17 protein-coding genes are annotated in these 21,979 nt (G+C 67.2%); 11 read left to right on the plus strand and 6 right to left on the minus strand.

Annotated features, from left to right (window positions below):
• Position 1 precedes the first annotated feature (1 nt).
• From GQE99_RS00640 to GQE99_RS00655, 4 genes are read left to right on the plus strand one after another with little or no spacing between them, the layout of a single operon-like run.
• Positions 2–1,693, plus strand: coding sequence for an ABC transporter ATP-binding protein (locus GQE99_RS00640; protein ID WP_161349656.1), 1,692 nt, complete (start codon positions 2–4; stop codon positions 1,691–1,693).
• A gap of 5 nt (positions 1,694–1,698) precedes the next feature.
• Positions 1,699–4,131: a nitrite reductase large subunit NirB gene (gene nirB, locus GQE99_RS00645; RefSeq protein WP_161349657.1), complete on the plus strand. Its 2,433-nt coding sequence runs from the start codon at positions 1,699–1,701 to the stop codon at positions 4,129–4,131.
• Entirely contained in the window at positions 4,128–4,460 is a 333-nt protein-coding gene (gene nirD, locus GQE99_RS00650) for a nitrite reductase small subunit NirD (RefSeq protein ID WP_161349658.1), read from the plus strand. The genes nirB and nirD overlap by 4 nt, the downstream gene beginning before the upstream one ends.
• Positions 4,460–7,090, plus strand: coding sequence for a nitrate reductase (locus GQE99_RS00655; protein WP_161349659.1), 2,631 nt, complete (start codon positions 4,460–4,462; stop codon positions 7,088–7,090). Before nirD ends, GQE99_RS00655 begins: the two co-directional genes overlap by 1 nt.
• An 11-nt stretch (positions 7,091–7,101) precedes the next feature.
• On the opposite strand, the gene GQE99_RS00660 is transcribed toward GQE99_RS00655, so the two are convergent.
• The 3 genes from GQE99_RS00660 to GQE99_RS00670 are packed head-to-tail and all read right to left on the minus strand — an operon-like array spanning position 7,102 to position 11,657.
• Positions 7,102–8,340 (minus strand): L-rhamnose isomerase, encoded by a 1,239-nt coding sequence (locus GQE99_RS00660; RefSeq protein WP_161349660.1) that lies wholly within the window; start codon positions 8,338–8,340, stop codon positions 7,102–7,104.
• A 27-nt stretch (positions 8,341–8,367) separates the two neighbouring features.
• Positions 8,368–9,513, minus strand: coding sequence for an alpha-hydroxy acid oxidase (locus GQE99_RS00665; RefSeq protein WP_161349661.1), 1,146 nt, complete (start codon positions 9,511–9,513; stop codon positions 8,368–8,370).
• Between the two features lie 44 nt (positions 9,514–9,557).
• The gene (locus tag GQE99_RS00670; RefSeq protein ID WP_161349662.1) at positions 9,558–11,657 is read right to left on the minus strand and encodes a bifunctional rhamnulose-1-phosphate aldolase/short-chain dehydrogenase; all 2,100 of its coding nucleotides are present in this window, start codon (positions 11,655–11,657) and stop codon (positions 9,558–9,560) included.
• 188 nt (positions 11,658–11,845) lie between these two features.
• Between GQE99_RS00670 and GQE99_RS00675 the strand changes: the two genes are divergently transcribed.
• The 7 genes from GQE99_RS00675 to GQE99_RS00705 all read left to right on the plus strand — a co-directional run bounded on the left by GQE99_RS00675 (position 11,846) and on the right by GQE99_RS00705 (position 18,949).
• Positions 11,846–12,646 (plus strand): DeoR/GlpR family DNA-binding transcription regulator, encoded by an 801-nt coding sequence (locus GQE99_RS00675; RefSeq protein WP_161349663.1) that lies wholly within the window; start codon positions 11,846–11,848, stop codon positions 12,644–12,646.
• A gap of 44 nt (positions 12,647–12,690) precedes the next feature.
• On the plus strand, positions 12,691–13,692 hold the full coding sequence (gene rhaS, locus GQE99_RS00680) for a rhamnose ABC transporter substrate-binding protein (protein WP_161349664.1): 1,002 nt from the start codon (positions 12,691–12,693) through the stop codon (positions 13,690–13,692).
• A 71-nt stretch (positions 13,693–13,763) separates the two neighbouring features.
• Complete coding sequence (locus GQE99_RS00685; RefSeq protein ID WP_161349665.1) at positions 13,764–15,311, plus strand: sugar ABC transporter ATP-binding protein; 1,548 nt, start codon at positions 13,764–13,766, stop codon at positions 15,309–15,311.
• A complete protein-coding gene (locus GQE99_RS00690; protein WP_161349666.1) occupies positions 15,308–16,297 on the plus strand; it encodes an ABC transporter permease in 990 nt (329 codons plus the stop codon). The genes GQE99_RS00685 and GQE99_RS00690 overlap by 4 nt, the downstream gene beginning before the upstream one ends.
• The gene (locus GQE99_RS00695; RefSeq protein WP_161349667.1) at positions 16,294–17,283 is read left to right on the plus strand and encodes an ABC transporter permease; all 990 of its coding nucleotides are present in this window, start codon (positions 16,294–16,296) and stop codon (positions 17,281–17,283) included. The genes GQE99_RS00690 and GQE99_RS00695 overlap by 4 nt, the downstream gene beginning before the upstream one ends.
• A complete protein-coding gene (gene rhaM, locus GQE99_RS00700) occupies positions 17,283–17,597 on the plus strand; it encodes an L-rhamnose mutarotase (protein ID WP_202530522.1) in 315 nt (104 codons plus the stop codon). The genes GQE99_RS00695 and rhaM overlap by 1 nt, the downstream gene beginning before the upstream one ends.
• Positions 17,597–18,949, plus strand: coding sequence for an FGGY-family carbohydrate kinase (locus GQE99_RS00705; protein ID WP_161349668.1), 1,353 nt, complete (start codon positions 17,597–17,599; stop codon positions 18,947–18,949). Before rhaM ends, GQE99_RS00705 begins: the two co-directional genes overlap by 1 nt.
• 7 nt (positions 18,950–18,956) lie before the next feature.
• Here the strand turns inward: GQE99_RS00705 and GQE99_RS00710 are convergent, their stop codons facing one another.
• From GQE99_RS00710 to GQE99_RS00720, 3 genes are read right to left on the minus strand one after another with little or no spacing between them, the layout of a single operon-like run.
• The gene (locus tag GQE99_RS00710; protein WP_161349669.1) at positions 18,957–20,171 is read right to left on the minus strand and encodes a four-carbon acid sugar kinase family protein; all 1,215 of its coding nucleotides are present in this window, start codon (positions 20,169–20,171) and stop codon (positions 18,957–18,959) included.
• Entirely contained in the window at positions 20,171–21,433 is a 1,263-nt protein-coding gene (locus GQE99_RS00715) for a RuBisCO large subunit C-terminal-like domain-containing protein (RefSeq protein ID WP_202530523.1), read from the minus strand. The genes GQE99_RS00710 and GQE99_RS00715 overlap by 1 nt, the downstream gene beginning before the upstream one ends.
• A 2-nt stretch (positions 21,434–21,435) precedes the next feature.
• Complete coding sequence (locus GQE99_RS00720) at positions 21,436–21,975, minus strand: VOC family protein (protein WP_161349670.1); 540 nt, start codon at positions 21,973–21,975, stop codon at positions 21,436–21,438.
• Positions 21,976–21,979 lie beyond the last annotated feature (4 nt).

Raw genomic sequence — 21,979 nt, forward strand, 5'->3', positions numbered from 1 at the left:
CATGTCAGTCATCGAATTCAAGAACGTCTCCAAGAGCTTCGGCGAAGGGGTGCACGAAACCCCGGTGCTGCGCGACGTCGACCTGAGCGTGGAGGAGGGCGAGTTCCTGGTGCTCCTGGGCTTCTCGGGCACCGGCAAGACCACCCTCATCAACCTGATGGCCGGCCTGGAATTCCCGACGAAGGGCGAGGCCCGCTTCAAGGGCCGGCCGATCGACGGCCCCGGACCGGAGCGCGGCGTGATCTTCCAGAGCTATTCGCTCATGCCGTGGCTCACGGTGCACGGCAACGTCATGCTGGCGCTGGAATCGGTCTTCCCGAAAATGCCCCGCGCGGAGAAGGAGGCGACCGTCGCGAAATACGTCGAGATGGTCGGGCTGACCCACGCCGTCGGGCGCCGCCCGGCCGAGCTGTCGGGGGGCATGCGCCAGCGGGTCAACGTGGCCCGCGCGCTCGCCATGAACCCCGAGGTCCTGCTGCTGGACGAGCCGCTGTCGGCGCTCGACGCGCTGACGCGGGCCAACCTCGGCGACGAGATCGAACAGATCTGGAACCGCGACAAGAAGACCTGCGTGCTCATCACCAACGACGTGGACGAGGCCATCCTGCTCGCCGACCGGATCATCGCGCTGAACCCGGACGGGACGCTCGGAGAGGCGTTCGAGGTGGGGCTGGCGCGGCCGCGCGACCGGTCGGCCATGAACCACGACGAGACGTTCAAGGCGCTGCGCGCGCAGGTGACGAATTACCTGATGGACGTGGGGATCGAGGCCAAGGTCGAGGGCACCCGCGAGCTGCCCAACGTCACGGCGATCCACGACACGCCGGAGCTGCCCACCGCCCAGGCGAAGGCGGCCGCCTCGAAGATCGAGGACCGGTACCTGGAGTTCTCCAAGGTCCACAAGGTCTACCCGACCCCCAAGGGGCCGCTCACCGTGGTCGAGGATTTCGACCTCATGATGAAGAAGGGCGAGTTCATCTCGCTCATCGGGCACTCGGGCTGCGGCAAGTCGACGGTGCTCACCATGACCGCCGGGCTCAACGCGATCTCCAAGGGCGGGATCGTGCTGGACGGCAAGGAGGTGGTGGAGGCCGACCCGGAACGCGCGGTCGTGTTCCAGTCGCCAAACCTCTTCCCGTGGCTCACCGCGAAGGAGAACGTCGCGATCGGGGTCGACAAGGTCTATCCGAAAGCCAGCCAGGCCGAGCGTCAGGACGTGGTGGAATACTACCTCGAACGGGTGGGGCTGGGCGACGCGATGGACAAGTCCGCCGCCGACATGTCGAACGGCATGAAGCAGCGGGTGGGCATCGCACGGGCCTTCGCCCTGTCGCCCAAGCTCCTGCTGCTCGACGAGCCGTTCGGGATGCTCGACAGCCTGACGCGCTGGGAGCTCCAGGAAGTCCTCATGGAAGTCTGGAGCCGCACCAAGGTCACCGCGATCTGCGTCACCCACGACGTGGACGAGGCGATCCTGCTGGCCGACCGCGTGGTGATGATGACCAACGGGCCGCAGGCCACGATCGGCAAGATCACCAACGTCGACCTGCCGCGCCCGCGCACCCGCAAGGCGCTGCTCGAACATCCCGATTACTACCACTACCGCGAGGAGGTCCTGGGCTTCCTCGACGAATACGAACACGGCGCCACGCCCAAGGCGAAACCGGCGCCCAAAGCGATAGCCGCGGAGTGAAAGCCATGACGCAGAAACTCGTTGTCATCGGGGCCGGTATGGCCTCGGGCCGGATGCTGGAGCATCTCTTCGATGCCGATCCCGACGCCTATGACGTCACCCTGTTCAACGCCGAGCCGCGCGGGAACTACAACCGGCTGATGCTGTCGCCGGTCCTGTCGGGCGACAAGACCTACGACGAGATCGTCACCCACGATGCCGACTGGTACGCCGCGAACGGCGTGACCTGCCGCTTCGGCGAGCGCGTGGTCGAGATCGACCGCGCGCGAAAGGTGGTCGTCGGCGAGCAGGGCGAAGTGCCCTACGACAAGCTCGTTCTCGGCACCGGGTCGAACCCGTTCATGATCCCGCTGCCGGGCCATGACCTCGAGGGCGTGATCCCCTACCGCGATCTCGAGGACACGCAGGCCATGATGGGTCTGGGCGATACGCCGGGCGCAAGGGCCGTGGTCATCGGCGGGGGTCTCCTGGGGCTCGAGGCGGCGGCCGGCATGGCCGCGCGCGGCATCGACGTGGCGGTCGTGCACATCATGGGCCACCTGATGGAGCGCCAGCTCGACGAGGCGGCCGGATACCTCCTGCGCAAATCGCTCGCGGACAAGGGTATCACGGTCATGTGCCAGGCGAACTCGAAGGAGATCGTCGGCGAGAACGGGCGGGTGAAGGCGCTCAGGCTCGACGACGGCACGGAACTGCCCTGTGATCTTCTCGTCATGGCGGTCGGCATCCGGCCCAACATCAAGCTGGCCGAGACGGCCGGGCTTGCCACGGGCAAGGGCATCCACGTGGACGACCGGATGATCACCTCGGACGCGGACGTGCTCGCGCTGGGCGAATGCGTCGAACACCGCGGGGCGATCTTCGGCCTCGTCGCGCCGCTCTACGACCAGGCGAAGGTGCTGGCCAGCACGCTGCTCGGCGAAGAGGCGGCGTTCGTGAACAAGGAGGTGTCCACCAAGCTGAAGGTCACTGGCTGCGACCTGTTCAGCGCGGGCGACTTCGCCGAGGGCGAGGGGCGCGAGGACATCGTCTTCCGCGACCCGGCGCGCGGCGTCTACAAGCGGCTCGTGCTGCAGGACAACCGGATCGTCGGGGCCGTCATGTACGGCGACACGGCGGATGGCGCGTGGTTCTACAACCACATCAAGGAAGGCACCGATGTCGCCGACATGCGCGACACGCTGATCTTCGGCCCGGCATTCCAGGGGGGCGGCACCGCGGACCCTTTGGCAGCCGTTGCAGCCTTGCCGGATGATGCGGAAATCTGCGGCTGCAACGGCGTTTGCAAAGGCACCATCGTCGAAGCGATCGAGGGCGGGGCAGTGGACCTGGGCGCCGTGCGCGCCACGACCAAGGCGTCGAATTCCTGCGGGACCTGCACCGGGCTTGTCGAGCAGGTGCTGGCCGTAACGCTGGGCGACGATTTCGCCATGCCCGCGGCGCAACCCGTCTGCGGCTGCACCGATCTCACCCACGAGGACGTGCGCCGGCTCATCAAGTCGCAGGAGCTGAAATCGCAGCCCGCGGTCTGGCAGGAGCTGGGGTGGAAGACCCCGAACGGCTGCCACGTCTGCCGCCCGGCGGTGAATTTCTACCTGTTGGCCGACTGGCCGCTCGACTACATGGACGACCCGCAAAGCCGTTTCGTGAACGAGCGCAACCACGCCAACATCCAGAAGGACGGCACCTATTCCGTCATGCCCCGCATGTGGGGCGGGATGACCGATGCGGCCGAACTGCGCGCCATCGCGGATGCCGCCGACAAGTACGGCGCGGCGGTCAAGGTGACGGGCGGTCAGCGCATCGACCTTCTGGGCGTGCAGAAAGAGGACCTGCCGGACATCTGGCGCGACCTCAACGCTGCCGGGATGGTCTCGGGCCACGCCTATTCCAAGGGCCTGCGCACGGTGAAGACCTGCGTGGGCAAGGACTGGTGCCGGTTCGGGACGCAGGACAGCACCGGGCTGGGCATCCGGCTCGAGAAGCTCCTTTGGGGGTCGTGGACGCCGCACAAGGTCAAGCTCGGCGTCTCGGGCTGCCCGAGGAACTGCGCCGAGGCGACCTGTAAGGACGTGGGCGTCGTCTGCGTCGACAGCGGCTACCAGGTGTCCGTCGCGGGGGCCGCCGGCATGGAGGTGAAGGAGACCGAGCCTCTGGTGAACGTGACCACCGAAGACGAGGTGGTCGAATGGGTCACCGCCTTCATCCAGCTCTACCGCGAACAGGCCAAGTACCTCGACCGCCCCTACAAGTGGGTTGCCAAGGTCGGGCTCGACTGGGTGCAGGAGACGTTGGGCGACCGGGCGGAACGCGCCGCGCTCGTCGAGCGCTTCGAGATCTCGCAATCGGTCTATCGCACCGACCCCTGGGCGGCGGAGGTCGCCAAGTCCGAGCGCTACGCGCCGCTCGCAAATCTCATGCTGGAGGCTGCGGAATGAACTGGATCGACATCGGCCATATCGACGACATCCCGGAACGCGGCGCACGGTTGGTGAAAACCCGCGCGGGCTGCGTCGCGGTCTTCCGCACCGGCGCCGACGAGGTCTTCGCGGCCTCCGACAGCTGCCCCCACAAGGGCGGGCCACTGTCCGAGGGGATCGTGCACGGCCGCCACGTGACCTGTCCGCTCCACAACTGGGTCTTCAGCCTCGAGACCGGCGAAGCCCAGGGCGCCGACGAGGGCCGCATCGCGACCTACCCGATCCGGGTGGAGGAGGGGCGCCTGCTCCTCGATGCGGCCGAGCTCGCGGCGCGGAGCGCGGCCTGATGGCGACCGGCGACGGGACAGCCATTCGCTCGACCTGCCCCTATTGCGGGGTGGGCTGCGGCGTGCTTCTGCGCCCGGACGGGCAGGGCGGGCTCGACGTGACGGGCGACCCCGATCACCCCGCGAACCGGGGACGGCTCTGCTCCAAGGGTTCGGCACTGGGCGAAACGCTGGGGATGGAAGGCCGGCTTCTCACCCCGATGATCGGCGGGCAGCCCGCGGACTGGAACCGTGCGCTCGACACGGTCGCCGCTCGGTTTCGCGACGCGGTCGCCGAACACGGGCCCGACAGCGTCGCGCTCTATGTTTCGGGCCAGATGCTGACCGAGGATTACTACGTCGCCAACAAGCTCGCCAAGGGGTTCATGGGTACGGCGAACATCGACACGAACTCGCGCCTGTGCATGGCCTCGACCGTGGCGGGACATCGGCGGGCCTTCGGGACGGACACGGTGCCGGGCACCTACGAGGACCTGGACGAGGCCGACCTGGTCGTGCTCACCGGTTCCAACCTCGCCTGGTGCCATCCGGTCCTCTACCAGCGGATCATCGCGGCGCGCGAGACGCGCGGCACGAAGATCGTCGTGATCGACCCGCGCCGGACGGCCTCCTGCGAGGTGGCCGACCTCCACCTGCCCATCGCGCCCGGCGCGGACGTGGCCCTGTTCAACGGCCTGCTGGCCGAGGTGGCCCGGCGCGGGCTGATCGACGCGCATTTCGCCCGGAACCTTTCGGGGCTCGAGGACACGCTGCGCGCGGCCGGGGCCGATGATCTTGCTGCGACCGGGCTCGGCGAGGACGACCTGCGCGCCTTCTTCGACCTGTGGTGCGGGACCGAGAAGGTCGTCACGATCTTCAGCCAGGGGGTGAACCAATCGTCCTCCGGCACCGACAAGGTCAATGCGATCCTGAACTGCCACCTCGCCACCGGGCGGATCGGCAAGCCGGGGCAGGGGCCCTTCTCGGTGACCGGTCAACCCAACGCGATGGGCGGGCGCGAGGTCGGGGGGCTCGCCAACACGCTGACCTGTCACCTCGACCTGGAAAATCCCGCGCACCGCGCGACCGTGCAGGACTTCTGGGACGCCCCGGCGATGCCCGAGGCGGCCGGCCTCAAGGCCGTCGACCTGTTCGAGGCCGCGGGCGACGGCCGGATCCAGGCGCTCTGGATCATCCACACCAACCCGGCGGTCACGATGCCGGATGCCGACCGGGTGCGCGACGCCATCGCCGCCTGCGATTTCGTCGCCGTCTCCGACGTCACCGGCCACACCGACACGGCCCGGTTGGCCGACGTGCTTCTGCCCGCGGCAGCCTGGGGCGAGAAATCCGGCACCGTGACCAATTCGGACCGCACCATCAGCCGCCAACGCGCGGCCGTGCCCGCACCCGCCGGCTGTCGCCCGGACTGGGACATGCTGGCAGAGGTCGGGCGCCGGATGGGCTGGGCCAATGCCTTCGCCTACGACACCCCGGCGCAGATCTTCCGTGAATACGCGGCCCTGTCCGGCGCGGCCGCGCGACATGGTCGCGACTTCGATATCTCCGGCCTCGCCACGCTCACTGATGCGCAATACGAGACGCTTTCCCCTGTGCGCTGGCCCGTCTCGACCGGTCGGACCGGCGGGCGGTTCTTCGGCGACAGCCGCTTCTTCACCCCGGACGGGCGCGGGCGCATGGTCGCGGTCTCGGCGCGCGCACCTGCGGCGGCCCGGGACGACGCGCGGCCCTTCCGGCTCAACACGGGGCGTATCCGCGACCAGTGGCACACGATGACGCGCACCGCGAAATCCCCGCGCCTGTCCTCGCACCTGCCCGAGCCGTTTCTCGATATCCACCCGGAAGACGCGGTGCGGCTGGAGCTGTCCGAGGCCGCGCTGGTGCGCGTCGAAAATGCCCGTGGCAGCGCCATCCTGCGCGCCCGCGTGACCGACAGCGTGCGCCCGGGGCAGGTCTTCGCGCCCATGCACTGGACCGGCGAGACGGCGCCCTCGGCCCGGATCGACGCGCTCGTTCCCCCCGTGGTCGACCCGGTTTCGGGCCAGCCGGAGAGCAAGGCGGCGACGGTTTCGGTCGCGCCCTTCGCGGCCGCGTGGCATGGCTTCGCGGTCTCAAGCGTCGCGCCGGACCCGCGCGCAGACTACTGGGCGCTGTCTCGCAGCCGACAGGGCTACCGGCTCGAGCTGGCCGGGGCGCAGGAACCGGCGGACTGGCTGCGCACGGCCGCCGACCTGTTCGGCCTCGATCCCGACAAGGCGCAGCATGTCGCGGACCCCGCGCGCGGCGGACACCGGATCGCGTTCTTCAAGGGGGATCGGCTGCTGGCGGCGCTGTTCGTGGCCCGCGAACCCATGGCACTCGCGCGAGACTGGCTCGCCACCCAGCCGGGCGAAGCCGCGCCGGGCATCCTCGCCGGTCGTGCGCCGGAGGGGCTGGCGGACCCCGGGCCCGTCGTCTGTTCCTGCTTCTCGGTCGGCGTGAACACGATCGTGGACGCGATCCTCGACCAGCGCCTGACCACCGTCGACGAGATCGGCGCGGCCCTCCAGGCCGGCACCAACTGCGGTTCGTGCCGCTCGGAGCTCTCCGATCTGTTGGCCTCGCAATACGTGCAGGCCGCGGCAGAATAGCCCAGGCGGCCTCAGCCGCGCGTCGCGACCCGTGATTGATACCCGTCGAGCTCACCGACGAGCGCCTTGCCGGTGGGCCGGTCGTTGCGCGCGCAGAACTCGGCCCAGACCGTGCTGAAGGGCATGTCCTTCAGCTCTTCGGTCAGCACGAAGCGCGTGGTGAAGTCGAGCGCCGCCTCGGCTTCCTTCAACCGCGCCTGCGGCATCAGGAGCGCTTCGAGCAGCGCCTTCTGCATGTTGCGCACGCCGATGACCCAGGCCGCGGTGCGGCTGATCGTGGCGTCGAAGAAGTCGAGCCCGATATGTGTGCGACCCAAGAGATCTGCGAAGACCAGCTCCTGCGCCATGCCCCGGATCGCGTCGTCCAATAGGATCACGTGGTCGCTGTCCCAGCGCATCGGGCGGCTCACGTGCAGGAGCAGTTCGTTCACCGACAGCGCGACGGAGGACAGCTTGTCGGCGATGTTCTCGGTCGGGTGGAAATGGCCCATGTCGAGGCAGAGGAGCGTCCCCTTGCGGATCGCGTAGCCCAGGTAGAATTCGTGGCTGCCCACGGTCATCGCCTCGACCCCGATCCCGAAGAGCTTGCTCTCCACCGCGTCGCGCAGGTGCGCCGCGTCATGGGCAGGCGCCAACATCTGGTCGAGCGAGGCTTCGAGCCGCTGCCGCGCGGCCATGCGATCGACCGGCATGTCCTTCGACCCGTCCGGCACCCAGATGTTGTTCACCGCCGCCGTGCCGAGTTCCTCGCCCATCTTCGCGGCGATCTCGCGCGACCGCTTGCCGTGTTCGATCCAGAAGTCGCGGATGCCCTTGTCGGGATGCGACAGGGTCAGGTTGTCGTCGGCCTTGGCGTGGGCGAAGAACGTCGGGTTGAAGTCGAGCCCGATGCCCTGCTCGCGGGCCCAGTCGACCCAGGGCGCGAAATGACGGTATTCGATCTCGTCGCGGTCCGGCGTCTCTTCCGTGTCCAGGTAGAAGGCATGGAGGTTCAGGCGATGCTTGCCGGGGATCATCGAATAGGCGAACTCGAGATCGGCGCGCAGTTCGTCCGGGGTGCGCGCGCGGCCGGGGTGGTTGCCGGTGGCCTGGATGCCGCCGCCGGAGGCGCCGCTCTGGCCCTCGAACCCCACCACGTCGTCGCCCTGCCAGCAATGCACCGAGATCGGGATGCGGGCCAGCGCCTCCATCGCGGCTTCAGTGTCGACGCCCCATTCGGCGAACGCGTCCCTGGCGGATTGATAGCTCATTCTTCCTCCCTGCCGGCGATCCGGCGTTTATCTTGGTCGCAGCATGTCGCGGGTCAGGTCCGACACCGTCGCCGCGCCCATCAGGCGCATGTCGCGTTCGACCTCGTCCTTGAGCAGCCCGACCATCCGTTCGACCCCGGCCTGTCCGGCGGCGGCCAGCGGGAACAGGTAACCGCGCCCGATACCCACCGCCTTCGCGCCCATCGCGAGCGCCTTGACGATATGGGTGCCGCGCTGGATGCCGCTGTCCATCATCACGTCGAGCTTGTCGCCCACCTGGTCCACGATGCCGCCGAGCGCATCGAACGGGGCGAGCGATCCGTCGAGCTGCCGCCCGGCGTGGTTCGACAGCACCACCGCGTCGCAGCCCAGCTCGGCCGCGCGGGCCGCGTCGTCGGGATGGATGACGCCCTTGAGGCAGAACTTGCCGTCCCAGAGCTCAATCATCTCGGCGAGGTCGTCCCAGTTCATCGTGGGGTCCAGCATCTCGGTGAAATAGCGCCCGATGGACATGGTGCCGCCGCCCATGTCGACGTGGTCGTCGAGCTGGGGCAGGGCGAATTTCTCGTGGCGCACGTAATTGATGCCCCAGGCCGGTTTCATGGCGAATTGCGCCATGCCGGCGAGCGTCAGCCTGAAGGGGATGGAGAAGCCGGTGCGCTTGTCGCGCTCGCGGTTGCCGCCGGTCATGCTGTCGACGGTGAGCATCATCACGTCGACGCCCGCCTCCTTCGCGCGCTGCATCATCGCGCGGTTCAGGCCACGGTCCTTATGAAAGTAGAACTGGTAGACCTGCGGCGTGTCGTGTTTGCGCCGCAGCTCTTCAAGCGACGTGGTACCCAGCGACGAGACGCCGAACATCGTGCCGTATTTCGCCGCCGCCGCCGCGACCGCGCGCTCCCCGTCGTGGTGAAAGAGGCGCTGGAGCGCGGTGGGCGACAGGTAGAAGGGCAGGGCCAGTTTCTGTCCCATGATCTCGACCGACAGGTCCACGTCCTTGGTCCCGCGCAGCACGTGCGGCACCAGGTCGACCGCATCGAACGCCGCCGAGTTGCGCCGCATCGTCACCTCGTCGTCGGCGCCGCCGTCGATGTAGTTGAAGATGGGCGATGGCAGGCGGCGCTTCGCGAGCCGCCTGAAGTCGTGGAAATTATGGCACTGAGACAGTCGCATGGGTCCTCCGCTCCGCAAATGGGGCGGCGCGCCGCCCCGCTCCGTCAGCGCGTGAAGGCTTCCTTGTTGCCCGCATCCACGTTGACGATGTTCCCCGTGGATTTAGCCGAGGTATCGGCGGCAAAGAAATAGGCAGCTTCGGCGATGTCTTCGGGCAGGACCGAGCGCTTGAGCAGGGAACGGTTGCGATACATCTCTTCCAGCCCCTCCTTGTCGGTGCCGTAGGTCGAGGCGCGCTGGTCGAGCCATTCGCCTTCCCAGATCTTGGAGCCGCGCAGCACGGCGTCCGGGTTCACCACGTTCACGCGGATGCCGGCCTCGGCGCCTTCGAGCGCGAGACAGCGGGCGAGGTGAATCTCGGAGGCCTTGGCCGTGCAATAGGCCGAGGCGTTCGGGCTTGCCGCAAGGCCGTTCTTCGACGCCACGAAGACCACGGACCCGCCGATGCCCTGCACGCGCATTACCTTGAACGCTTCGCGCGAGACGAGGAAATAGCCGGTGGACAGGATGTCCATGTTCTTCTGCCAAAGCTCGAGGGAGGTTTCCTCGACCGGGGCGGACGAGGCGATGCCCGCGTTCGACACGAGGATGTCGATGCCCCCGAACTCGACCGAGAGGTCGGCATAGGACGCCGTGACCTCGGCCTCTTCAGTGACGTTCATCTTCACCGTGCGCACCACGTCGCGCCCGTAGCGCTGGACGAGGTTCTCCTTGGTGGCTTCCAGGTTGTCCTCGTTGATGTCGGCGAGCATCACGCAGGCGCCTTCCGACAGGTAACGTTCGGCGGTGGCCGAGCCGATGCCGCCCGCGCCCCCCGTGACCAGCGCGACGCGGCCGGCCAGCGACTTGGGCTTGGGCATGCGCTGCAACTTGGCCTCTTCGAGGAGCCAATATTCGATGTCGAAGGCTTCCTGCTCGGGTAGACCCACGTATTCGGACACGGCCGAGGCGCCGCGCATCACGTTGATGGCGTTCACGTAGAACTCGCCCGAGATCCGGGCGGTGGCCTTGTCCTTGGCGAAGGTGATCATGCCGACGCCGGGGACCAGGTAGACGACCGCGTTCGGGTCGCGGATCGCCGGGCTGTCGTCGCGTTTGCAGCGCTCGTAATAGGCCGCGTAATCCTCGCGGTAGGCGGCGATCTGGTCAGCGAGCCCATCCATCACCTCGTCGAGGTTGTTCTTCGCAGGATCGAAATTCACCACCAGCGGGCGGATCTTGGTGCGCAGGAAGTGGTCGGGGCAGGAGGTGCCGAGCGCGGCCAACGGCTCCATGTCGCGCGCGTTGACGAATTCCAGCACCGTGTCGCTGTCCTCGAAATGGCCGACCATGTGCTGGTTGCCGGAGACGAAACCACGGATCGCCGGCATCAGGCGGGCCGCCACGGCGCGGCGTTCTTCGGGGGTGAGGCTCTCGTGGATCGCGCCACCGAAGGCATCCTGTCCGGCGGTCTTGTCGGCGAACCAGTCCATCGCGCGCTGGATGATGCCGATGGTCAACTCGTAGCATTCCTTGGCATCGTCGGCCCAGGTGAAGAGCCCGTGGCTCTCCAGCACGACGCCCTTCGCCTCGGGGTTCTTCTTGCAGAAATCCTCGAGCCAGAGGCCCAGCTCGTAGCCCGGCTTCTTCCACGGCAGCCAGCCGATCTCGTCGCCGAACACCTCCTGTGTCAGCTCCCTGGAGTTCTTCGAGGCGGCGATCGCGATGATCGCATCGGGGTGCATATGGTCGACGTGCTTCTTGGGCACATAGGCATGCAGCGGCGTGTCGATGGAGGCAGCGCGCGGGTTCAGGTTGAAGGTGCAGTGGGGCAGGTAGCCGACCATCTCGTCTTCATACTCGACGCCACGGTAAAGGTCCTTCAGCGCATTCAGCTTGTCCATGTAGAGGGTCGCGAACCCGTCCATCTTGATGGAGCCGACATCACCACCGGACCCTTTGACCCAGAGTACTTCGACCTGATCGCCGGTGAGCGGATCGGTCTCCATCACCTTGGCCGAGGTATTGCCGCCGCCGTAGTTCGTGATTCTCTTGTCCGAGCCCAGGAGGTTCGAGCGGTAGAGCAGTTTCTCGGGCTCGCTCATCCCCTTGGATTTCGCGTCATCCCACAGGTTTTCAAGCCGGTTATCGGCGCGCGTCAGCATGATGTTCCTCCCATGAAAGCCGCGATATGCAGCCAGAGCCATTGGCGGGAGCCTGCGAGAAACGCCGGCCCAAGTCAACCAAAACCAATCAAGAATGATCATGCTGCGTTGCAAAATGATCGAATATGAAAACTTTTGATTGACGCATGACCAGAATCGGGCATGCTGTCAGGAACGGGAGGACGAAGATGCACGAAACGGAACGCCACCGGCTTATCCTGTCCGCGGTACAGGAGCGCCCCATCGTCACGGTGGGTGAGCTGGTCGCCTTGACCGAGACCTCCGAAGCGACGATCCGGCGCGACATCGCCACGCTGGACAAGCAAAAGCGCCTGCGTCGTGTGCGCGGCGGGGCCGAGGCGATCACGCCGCCGCCCCTGCCGGGGCTGGCCGGCCGGCCGTTCGCTGTGAACCAGACGATCAACGCAGAGGAAAAACAGGTGATCGCGCGCGAAGCTGTCGCACTGTGCGACGACGGCGACCCGATCATCATCAACGGCGGCACCACGACGTTCCAGATGGTCCACCACCTTGCCAACCGGCGGGTACAGGTGATGACCAACAGCTTTCCGATCGCCGAGCACCTGCTCAAGCACACCAAGAACACCGTCATGGTGCCCGGCGGCGCGCTCTACCGTGAACAGAACATCATCCTCAGCCCGTTCGAGAACGACATGACGCGCCATTATTATGCCAAGCGCATGTTCATGGGCGCCTACGGGGTCGGCCCGATGGGGCTGATGGAGAACGATCCGCTGCTCATCCAGGCGGAGGAGAAACTGATCGGCCAGGCCGATGAGCTGGTCGTTCTCGTCGACAGTTCCAAGTTCGAGAACCGCTCCAGCCTCGTGCTGTGCGGGCTCGAGCGGATCGACGTCGTCATTACCGACGAAGGCATTTCGGACCGGGTCGCTTCGATGCTCGAAGCGGCCGAGGTCCGGGTGATCGTGGCCCAGTCAGGGGCCACGCGGAAAACGGACGCAAGCTGAACGATTACGCGTCCGCCAAGATACTCAGCCAGGGAGGTTATATCATGAGTATGACGAGGAGAATGTTCGGTGGCGCAGCGGCTGCGGCACTCATGCTGGCGGGCGGCGCGGCCCAGGCACAGGACGACAACGTCCGCATCGCGTTGGTGGTGAAGGCACTGGGCATCGGGTTCTTCGAAGCCGCCGCCGAAGGGGCCGAGGAGGCCGCGGAAGAGCTGGGCAACGTCGAGGTCATCTACACCGGCCCGACCGACACCACCGCCGAGGGGCAGATCGAGGTCATCAACTCGCTCATCGCCCAGCAGGTCGACGCCATCGCCGTGTCCGCCAACGACACCGACGCGCTGGTTCCGGCACTGAAAAAGGCGATGCAGCGCGGCATCAAGGTGATCTCCTGGGACTCCGGCGTCGCGCCCGAGGGCCGGATGCTGCACCTCAACCCGTCGTCCAATTCGCTGATCGGCAACATGATCATCAAGCTCGCCGCCGACGAGCTGCCGGAAGGCGGCGAAGTCGCGGTGCTGTCGGCCACCACCACGTCGACGAACCAGAACATCTGGATCGAAGAGATGAACAAGGTGATGGACAACTACCCGGACATCGAGGTGGTGGGCACCGTCTACGGCGACGACCTTGCCGACAAGTCCTACCGCGAGGCGACCGGCCTGATGCAGACCTACCCGGACCTCGACGCGATCATCGCGCCGACCTCGGTGGGCATCGTGGCCGCCGCGCGTGCCGTCGAGGACGCCGGCAAGGTGGGCGAAGTGAACGTCACCGGCCTGGGCCTGCCCTCCGAGATGGCCGGCGCCATTGAATCGGGCGCGTCCAAGTCCTTCGCGATCTGGAACCCGATCGACCTGGGCTACTCGGCGACCTATCTCGCCTACCAGCTCGCCACCGAGCAGGCCGAGGCCGAGCCGGGCGCGGAAATCCCGATGGGCCGCATGGGCACGCTCACCCTCGACGAGAACAACGAGGGCGCGATGGCCGATCCGTTCGTCTACGACGAGACGAACATCGACGACTTCAAGGACATCTTCTGATCTCCTCCCGCCCCGGCGCGCGGGTCCGCCCGTGTGCCGGGGCACCTTCATCCAACCGATCGGAGGCCGCGATGCAGATGAGCATCGAGACCCAAACACGCGAAGCGTCGCCGGTGTCGACCGACCCCGTGCTGACACTCGACGGGATCACCAAGACCTTTCCGGGGGTCAAGGCGCTCGACCAGGTGTCGCTCGAACTCTACCCGGGTCAGGTGACCGCGCTGGTGGGCGAGAACGGGGCGGGCAAGTCGACCATCGTCAAGACGCTCACCGGTATCTACCAGCCCGACGAGGGCACGATCCGTGTCGCGGGCGAGGACGTGCATTTCGCCACCGCGCAGGACGCCTCCGCCGCCGGGATCACCGCCATTCACCAGGAAACGGTGCTCTTCGACGAGCTCACCGTCGCCGAGAACATCTTCATCGGCCATGCCCCGAAGGGCCGCTTCGGGATGATCGACTGGTCCGAGATGCGCCGCCGGGCGCGCGAGATCCTCGACCGGATCGACGCCGATCTCGACCCGGACATGCCGCTGCGCGATCTGGGGATCGCCTCCAAGCACCTTGTCGCCATCGCCCGCGCGCTCTCGGTCGATGCGCGCGTCGTCATCATGGACGAACCGACCGCCGCGCTCAGCCACAAGGAAATCGAAGAGCTCTACGAACTGGTCGAGCGCCTGAAGGCAGAAGGCCGCGCGATCCTCTTCATCAGCCACAAGTTCGACGAGATCTTTCGCATCGCCGACCGGTTCACCGTGTTCCGCGATGGCAAGCACGTGGGCGCGGGCCTGATTTCCGAGATCACCGAGGCCGACCTCGTGCGTCTCATGGTGGGCCGGGACGTCGACCAGATATTCCCGAAACGCGAACACAAGCTCGACGGCGAAGTGCTGCAGGTCGTGGGCTATTCCCACCCGACCGAGTTCGACAGCATCGGTTTCACCTTGCGCAAGGGCGAGATCCTGGGCTTCTACGGCCTGGTCGGCGCCGGCCGGTCCGAGGTGATGCAGTCGCTCTTCGGGATCACCAAACCCTCGAAGGGCGTGGTCAAGATCGATGGTGACATCAAGGTTATCCGCTCGCCCGCCGACGCGGTCGACAACGGGATCGTCTATGTCCCCGAGGATCGCGGCAAGCAGGGTGCGGTGATCGGGCTGCCGATCTTCCAGAACATCACGCTGCCCTCGCTCAGCCAGACCTCGCGCGCGGGGTTCCTGCGGATGTCGGAGGAATTCGCGCTCGCGCGGGAATACACGGAGAGGCTCGACCTGCGCGCCGCATCGCTCGACCAGGACGTGGGCAACCTGTCCGGCGGCAACCAGCAGAAGGTGGTGATCGCCAAGTGGCTGGCCACCAAGCCCAAGGTCATCATCCTCGACGAGCCCACCAAGGGCATCGACATCGGATCCAAGGCGGCCGTGCATGCCTTCATGGCCGAACTGGCCGCGCAGGGACTTGCCGTGATCATGGTCAGTTCGGAAATCCCCGAGGTGATGGGCATGTCAGACCGCGTGATCGTCATGCGCGAAGGATTGATCGCGGCGGAACTGGAAGGCGACGACCTGACGCCGGAAACACTGGTGCGCCACGCGGCGGGCATCGGGGAGGAGGACCAATGATGGCGTTCCTGAAATCACGCGAGGCGATCCTCGGGGGCGCGATCCTCGTGCTCCTGGCCCTGATCGCGAGCCGCTTTCCCGGCTTCATCGCGCCCGCCAACCTCGCCCGCGTCTTCACCGACACCTCGCCGCTCCTTCTGCTCGCCCTGGGCCAGACCGTGGTGATCCTCACGCGCTGTATCGACCTGTCGGTGGCGGCGAACCTGGCGTTGACCGGCATGGTCTGCGCGATGCTGAACGCGGCGATGCCGGGCGTGCCGGTGATCGTGATCCTCGCCATCGCCGTCGGGCTCGGCGCGATCATGGGCGCGTTCAACGGCATCCTCGTGTGGAAGCTCGCGATCCCGCCCATCGTCGTGACGCTGGGCACGATGACGATCTATCGCGGTATCATCTTCCTTATCTCCAACGGCGAATGGGTCAACGCACACGAGATGAGCGCGGCCTTCACCGGCTTTCCGCGCGCCTCGATCCTCGGGCTGCCCGTGCTCGCATGGTTCGCCATCGTGCTGGCGGCGCTGTTCATCCTGATGATCGCGCGCACGCCGCTGGGCCGCTCCTTCTATGCCGTGGGCGGCAATCCGCACGCGGCCGTCTATACCGGCATCGACGTGGGCCGGACGCAGTTCTGGGCCTTCGTCATCTCCGGCGCGCTCGCGGGTCTGACCGGGTATCTCTGGGTCGCGCGCTACGCCGTGGCCTATGTCGACATCGCGGGCGGTTTCGAGCTGGAGGTCGTCGCGGCCTGCGTGATCGGGGGCATCTCGATCGCCGGGGGCGCGGGGACCATCCTGGGCACGATCCTGGGTGCGCTCTTCCTCGGGATCGTGAAGAACGCGCTGCCGGTCGTCGACATCTCACCCTTCTGGCAGATGGCCATCTCCGGCGCCGCGATCATCACCGCCGTGGCGTTCAACGCCCGCAGCGCGAAGGCCAAGGGCCGTATCATCCTGCGCCGCGCGCAGGCACAGGGAGCACAGGCATGACGGACGCATCCAACACCCGCCACATCCCCGATCGCCTGCAGTCAAATGCGGCGCGGATCCTGAAAAGCTGGGAAGTCCTGCTTGTGGGCGTCGCGATCCTGATCTTCGTCGCGAACAGTTTCGCTTCGCCCTACTTCCTGAACGCCTGGAACCTGTCGGACGCCACGTTCAACTTCACCGAGAAGGCGATGATCGCCTTCGCGATGGCGCTCCTGATCATCTCGGGCGAGATCGACCTGTCGGTAGCCGCGATCATTGCGCTCGCGTCCACGGCGATGGGGGCGGCAGCACAGGTCGGGGCCGGGACATTCGAGCTGGTGCTGATCGGTCTGGTCACGGGGCTGGCCGCCGGGGCGTTCAACGGCGTGCTCGTGACCATGATGGGTCTGCCGTCCATCGTGGTGACCATCGGCACCATGAGCCTCTTTCGCGGGATCAGTTACATCATCCTGGGCGACGGGGCCTTCCGGGGCTATCCGGACGGATTCGCGTTCTTCGGGCAGGGCTATGTCTGGTGGGTGCTCTCGTTCGAATTCGTGCTCTTCGCGGTGCTCGCGGTGATCTACTACGTCGTTCTGCACCGGACGAACTTCGGGCGCACGGTCTATACCATCGGCAACAACGCCACCGCCGCGTCCTTCTCGGGCATCCGGGTGGCGCGGGTGAAGTTCATCCTGTTCCTGCTCACCGGTCTCATGTCGGGCGTCGCGGCGATCTGCCTGACCTCGCGGCTGGGCTCGACGCGCCCATCGATCGCGTTCGGCTGGGAGCTGGAGGTCGTGACGATGGTCGTGCTCGGCGGCGTGTCGATCCTGGGCGGCTCGGGGTCCATCCCGGGCGTGGTGATCGCGGCTTTCGTCATGGGGCTAGTGACGTTCGGGCTCGGCCTTCTGAACGTGCCGGGCATCGTGATGTCGATCTTCATCGGCCTGATGCTGATCGGGGTCATCGCGCTCCCGCGCCTCTGGGCGAAACGGAGGGCCTGATGCACAAGCACGCTTTCAAGATGAAGCTCAACCCCGGCATGGCCGCGGAATACAAGCGGCGTCATGACGAGATCTGGCCGGAGCTCGTCGAGCTCCTGCGCGGGGCGGGGGTGTCGGATTACTCGATCCACCTCGACGAAGAGACTGACATCCTCTTCGCCGTGCTCTGGCGCACGGACGACCACCGGATGGACGACCTGCCGCGGACCGACATCATGCAGCGCTGGTGGGCGCACATGGCGGACGTGATGGAGACGCACCCGGACAATGAACCGGTGGCCAAGGACCTCATCCCGATGTTCCATATGCCCTGATGCATGTCGCGGTTCTCGACATAGGCAAGACCAACGCCAAGGTGGCGCTGGTCGACACCGACACCATGAGCGAGCTTGCCGTGGTGACGCGGCCCAACACCGTGCGCCCCGGGCCGCCTTATCCGCATTTCGACGTGGAAGGGATCTGGGACTTCCTGCTCGAGAGCCTGTCGGTCTTCCAGGCCGACCACGGCATCGACCGGATCAGCGTCACGACCCACGGCGCGACCTTCGTGCTGCTGGACGAAACCGGCGAGCTGGCCACGCCCGTCATGGACTACGAATTCACGGGGCCGGAGGCGTTGGCCGAGGCCTATGACGCGTTGCGCCCGGATTTCTCCGAGAGCGGATCGCCGCGCTTGCCCGTGGGGCTGAACGCTGGCGCCCAACTGCATTGGCTGCTCGAGTCGCAAGATGGACTGCGCGAACGCGTCGCGCAGGTGGTGAGTTATCCGCAATACTGGTCGGGCCGGCTGACCGGGCATTTCGCGAACGAGCTGACCTCGCTCGGCTGTCACACGGACCTTTGGAACCCGCACATCGGGCGGTTCTCTTCTTTGGTGGAGGCATTGGGCCTGTCCGCGAAGATGGCGCCGCTCGCGCTGGCGAGCGACGAGGCCGGAGCGCTCAGGCCGGATATCGCCGCACGCACCGGGATCGCGCCCGGCACATCCGTGATGTCGGGCATCCACGACTCGAATGCTTCGCTCTACCCGCACCTGCGCCGGATGGCGGCGCCGTTCTCCGTGGTTTCGACGGGAACCTGGGTCGTCGCGATGGCGATCGGCGCGCGGGAGGTGACGCTCGACCCCGCGCGCGACGCGCTGGTCAACGTGAACGGATTGGGCGATCCGACCCCCAGTGCGCGCTTCATGGGCGGACGGGAATACGAACGGATGCGCGGCGAAACAGCCGCGCCGAGCGGCGCCGATGTCGCGCGCGTCCTCGAGGCGCCGTTGTTCCTGCTGCCCGCGATCGAGATGGGCTCCGGGCCCTTCGCCGGACACCGCGGCGGCTGGAGCGTGCCGGACATGACACCGGGAGAGAAATCGGTCGCGCTGTCGTGGTACCTCGCGCTGATGACGGCGACCTGCCTCGACATGATCGGGGCGCGGGGACCCAGCGTTGTCGAGGGGCCCTTCGCGCGCAATGCGCACTTCGTGGACATGTTCGCCGCCGCCACCGGGCGTCCGGTCATCCTGTCCACCTCGGCCACGGGGACCAGCAGCGGGGCGGCGCTTCTGGCCGACCGGAACGCGACGTTCGAGATGCCCGGTCGGACGGTCGAGGTGGCGCGGCCAAACCTGAAAGCCTACGCCCAGGCCTGGGCGGAACGCGTGGCGCGAGCCTAGGTGCGGCTCAGAACCGGGCGGCGAACCTGTCGAACAGGTCGGCAGACCCCATCTGCCCGCCCTTCAGCATCACCGGCATACCGTCCTGCGCGAGGTCCGCGTGACGCCCGAGGCAGACGCAGGCCCCCTGTCCGAGATCCGCGAGGAAATCGAGCGCGTCGAAGCCCATCCGCGCCACGATCCGGCTCGAGGAATCGCCCCCGGCCAGCCCCAGGGCGCGCAGCGGGACCTGCCGGGCCACGGCGGTGACGAAGGCGGCGCAATCGTCGGCGAGCCGGTCGGGGCTGCGGCCGTAATCTGCGCCCGGCTCCAGGTGAACGAGAAGCGGCGCCTCACGGTTGAGGCGTGCGGCGACCCGGTCGATCGTGGCCGGATCGCCGAGGCGTGCGGGGGTGAGTGCGAGCGGTTCCAGGGACGCGGCGCGGGCGACCTGGTCCGCCGTTACGGAGGACCGGGATCCGGCGAAGACCAACAGACCGCCCGGACGCGTCGGGGGTAGGACCGGGGCGCGCCGTGTCGGCGGGCCGCCCAGGATCTCCGCCACGCTGCTCGCCCCGACCAGAAGCTGCCGTCCCCCTGCAATGTCGAGTGCGGCGCGGATGCGCGCCTGGTCCTCGGCCGTGGTCACGTCGACCAGAGCGGGCGCCCTGCGCAGCCGGGTGGCCACGTTGTCCGGGTCGGGCAGGTCGGCCAGCGTGATCCATTCGGACAGGTCCAGCCCCTGCGCGCCCAAGTGGCGGCCGAGGTCGGCTTCCGTCATCGGTGTCACCGGATGGTTGGCCATGACGGGGTGGCGGTCGATGCGGTGGACCATGCCGTCCGGTCCGCGCGCGAAGAGGGTGCCGAACGCGCAGTGGCGGCCAAGGCTGGGTTGCCCGCCGATCACGGCGGTCACGTCCGGTTCGAACCGCGCGATGAGTGCGCTCGCCACCGCGCCGATGGAGCCGACATGCGGTGCGCTGTCGAAGGTGGAGCAGACCTTGAGGTGCAGGCGGCCGGGCGCTTCGCATTCGATCATCGGCCAGAGCCGGTCCACGACCTCTTCGGCGCGCTCCGGGGAGAGCGAGCGCAGGTCGGTCGCGATCCCCAGCACGTCAAGCCCGGCTGCAGGTGCGGCCCTGCCGGTGACGAGCCGTGTTGCCAACCCGCGCCCTGCATATGTCGCGAGACTGTCGGAGGCGCCGGTGAAGTCGTCGCCGAGAAAGACGATCCCGGCGCCCATCACCGCGCCCCGAAGAAATCCATCGCCGCAGCGAGCGCCGGCCGCGCGGGCGCGACCGCGTCCAGGGGCTCACCCCGCGACAGGGCCTCGTGCGCCTCGCGCAAGGAAGCGATGCCGGCCGCCGGGCCGTCCGGATGGGCGAGGATCCCGCCGCCGCACATGAACATGAAGTCGGCGCCTTGGGCGGCCTCTGCCGCGGAGGGCAGGGTGCCCGCCCACTGGCCGGAGGAGAAGGCGGGCATCACCCGGTCGTCCGTGCTGGTGCTGAGCGGCGTGAGGCACGCGCGCGCGGCCTCGGTCACCTCGTCGGCGGAATCGACGAACTTGCCGCCGATCCCGTGGACATGCATGTGATCGACCCCCGTCAGCCGACAGAGCGCCTGGTAGGCCGGGAACGCCATGCCGAGGGCGGGGTGGCGGCTCATCGCGCCGAATCCGTTGCGGTGAGCGTGGATGGCAAGGTCGGTGTGGGCGCGCAACGTCTCCATCCCCGACAGACCGCACCAGTTGAGCGAGGCCATGACGCAGGTGCCGCCGTTCTGCGCCACAAGATCCGCGTGACGGCGCATCGCGTCGGTCTCGTCCGTGATGTTGAAGGCCATCATCACCCGGCGGCCCGATCTATCCTCGGCACGCTTGATCGCGTCCATCACGAGCGGCACGCGTTCGGACAGGGGTGCGGTGTCAGGGTTCGCGCAGACCTCGTCGTCCTTGATGAAATCAACACCTGCCGCGCAGAGATCGCCCACGAGGTTGGCGATGGCGTCGGGCGTCATGCCCACATTAGGCTTGATGATCGTGCCGAAGACGGGCCGGTCGGCCACGCCGACGCTTTCGCGGGTCCCGCCTATGCCCTGCGTGGGCAGGGGGAAGCGGGCGCGGTACGCGGCGGGGACAGTGACGTTCATGAGCTTGAGCCCCGTCACCTCGCCCAGGTCGTAGAGGTTGCCGGACACGGTCGCGGCGAGCGTCGGCAGGTTGCGCCCGATGTTGCCGGTGGGAAACGCGATGCGCACATGGGCGCGGCGGAAGGGCCCGGGCGCCCCCTTGCGCTCCACGTAGGCCGAGGCGAGTGTCGGGGCCGGGCGCTCTTCCAGCTCCTTGATGCTCAGCACCTCGGCGGCCGCCCGGGCGCGCAGTTCATCGGTTTCCCCCGCCACGCGCACGAAGGTGCCTGAGGATTGCTCGCCCGCCATCATGGCGGCGACATCCTCGAGCGGGAACGGGGTCTCGATCAGGTAGTCGGCGACGATCCGGCTCATGGTCAGATGGCCGAAAGGTCGGGGAAGGGCCGGACCGGATCCTTGCCGTCCCAGCCGACCGACTCCGCGCGGATCATTTCGAACATGCGCCCCTTGGGCCCCATCACCTCGGAGAGTTCTATGCAGGTGCCCGGGTGGTGTTCCTGCTCGAAATAGACGAAGCGCCCGTTCTCGCCGACGCAACCCGACATCTTCACGGTGAAGCCGCGTGCCTCCATCATGGCGAGGTCGTCGTCGAACCGCGTGGTCCAGAACGCCACATGCTGAAGGCCGCGCAGGCCCTTCTGCATGAAATCGCGGTACATCGACGGCACGTCGTTGCGGGTCTGGATCAGCTCCACCTGCATCTCGCCGGAATTGGCGAGAGCCACGGAATTGTGCGGCTCGTAGCTGTGGCCGTCGTAGATGTAATCCACAATCGGCACCTGGGGATTGTAGAACCACGGTCCGACGCCCATCGTGTCCGACCAGTGTTTCATGCCCGCCTCGATATCGTCCACGACGATACCCAGCTGGCGGATCGGGCCGAGAAGATTGCTCATGCGC

The organism is Maritimibacter harenae, assembly GCF_009882975.1.
GTDB classification, from domain to species: domain Bacteria; phylum Pseudomonadota; class Alphaproteobacteria; order Rhodobacterales; family Rhodobacteraceae; genus Maritimibacter; species Maritimibacter harenae.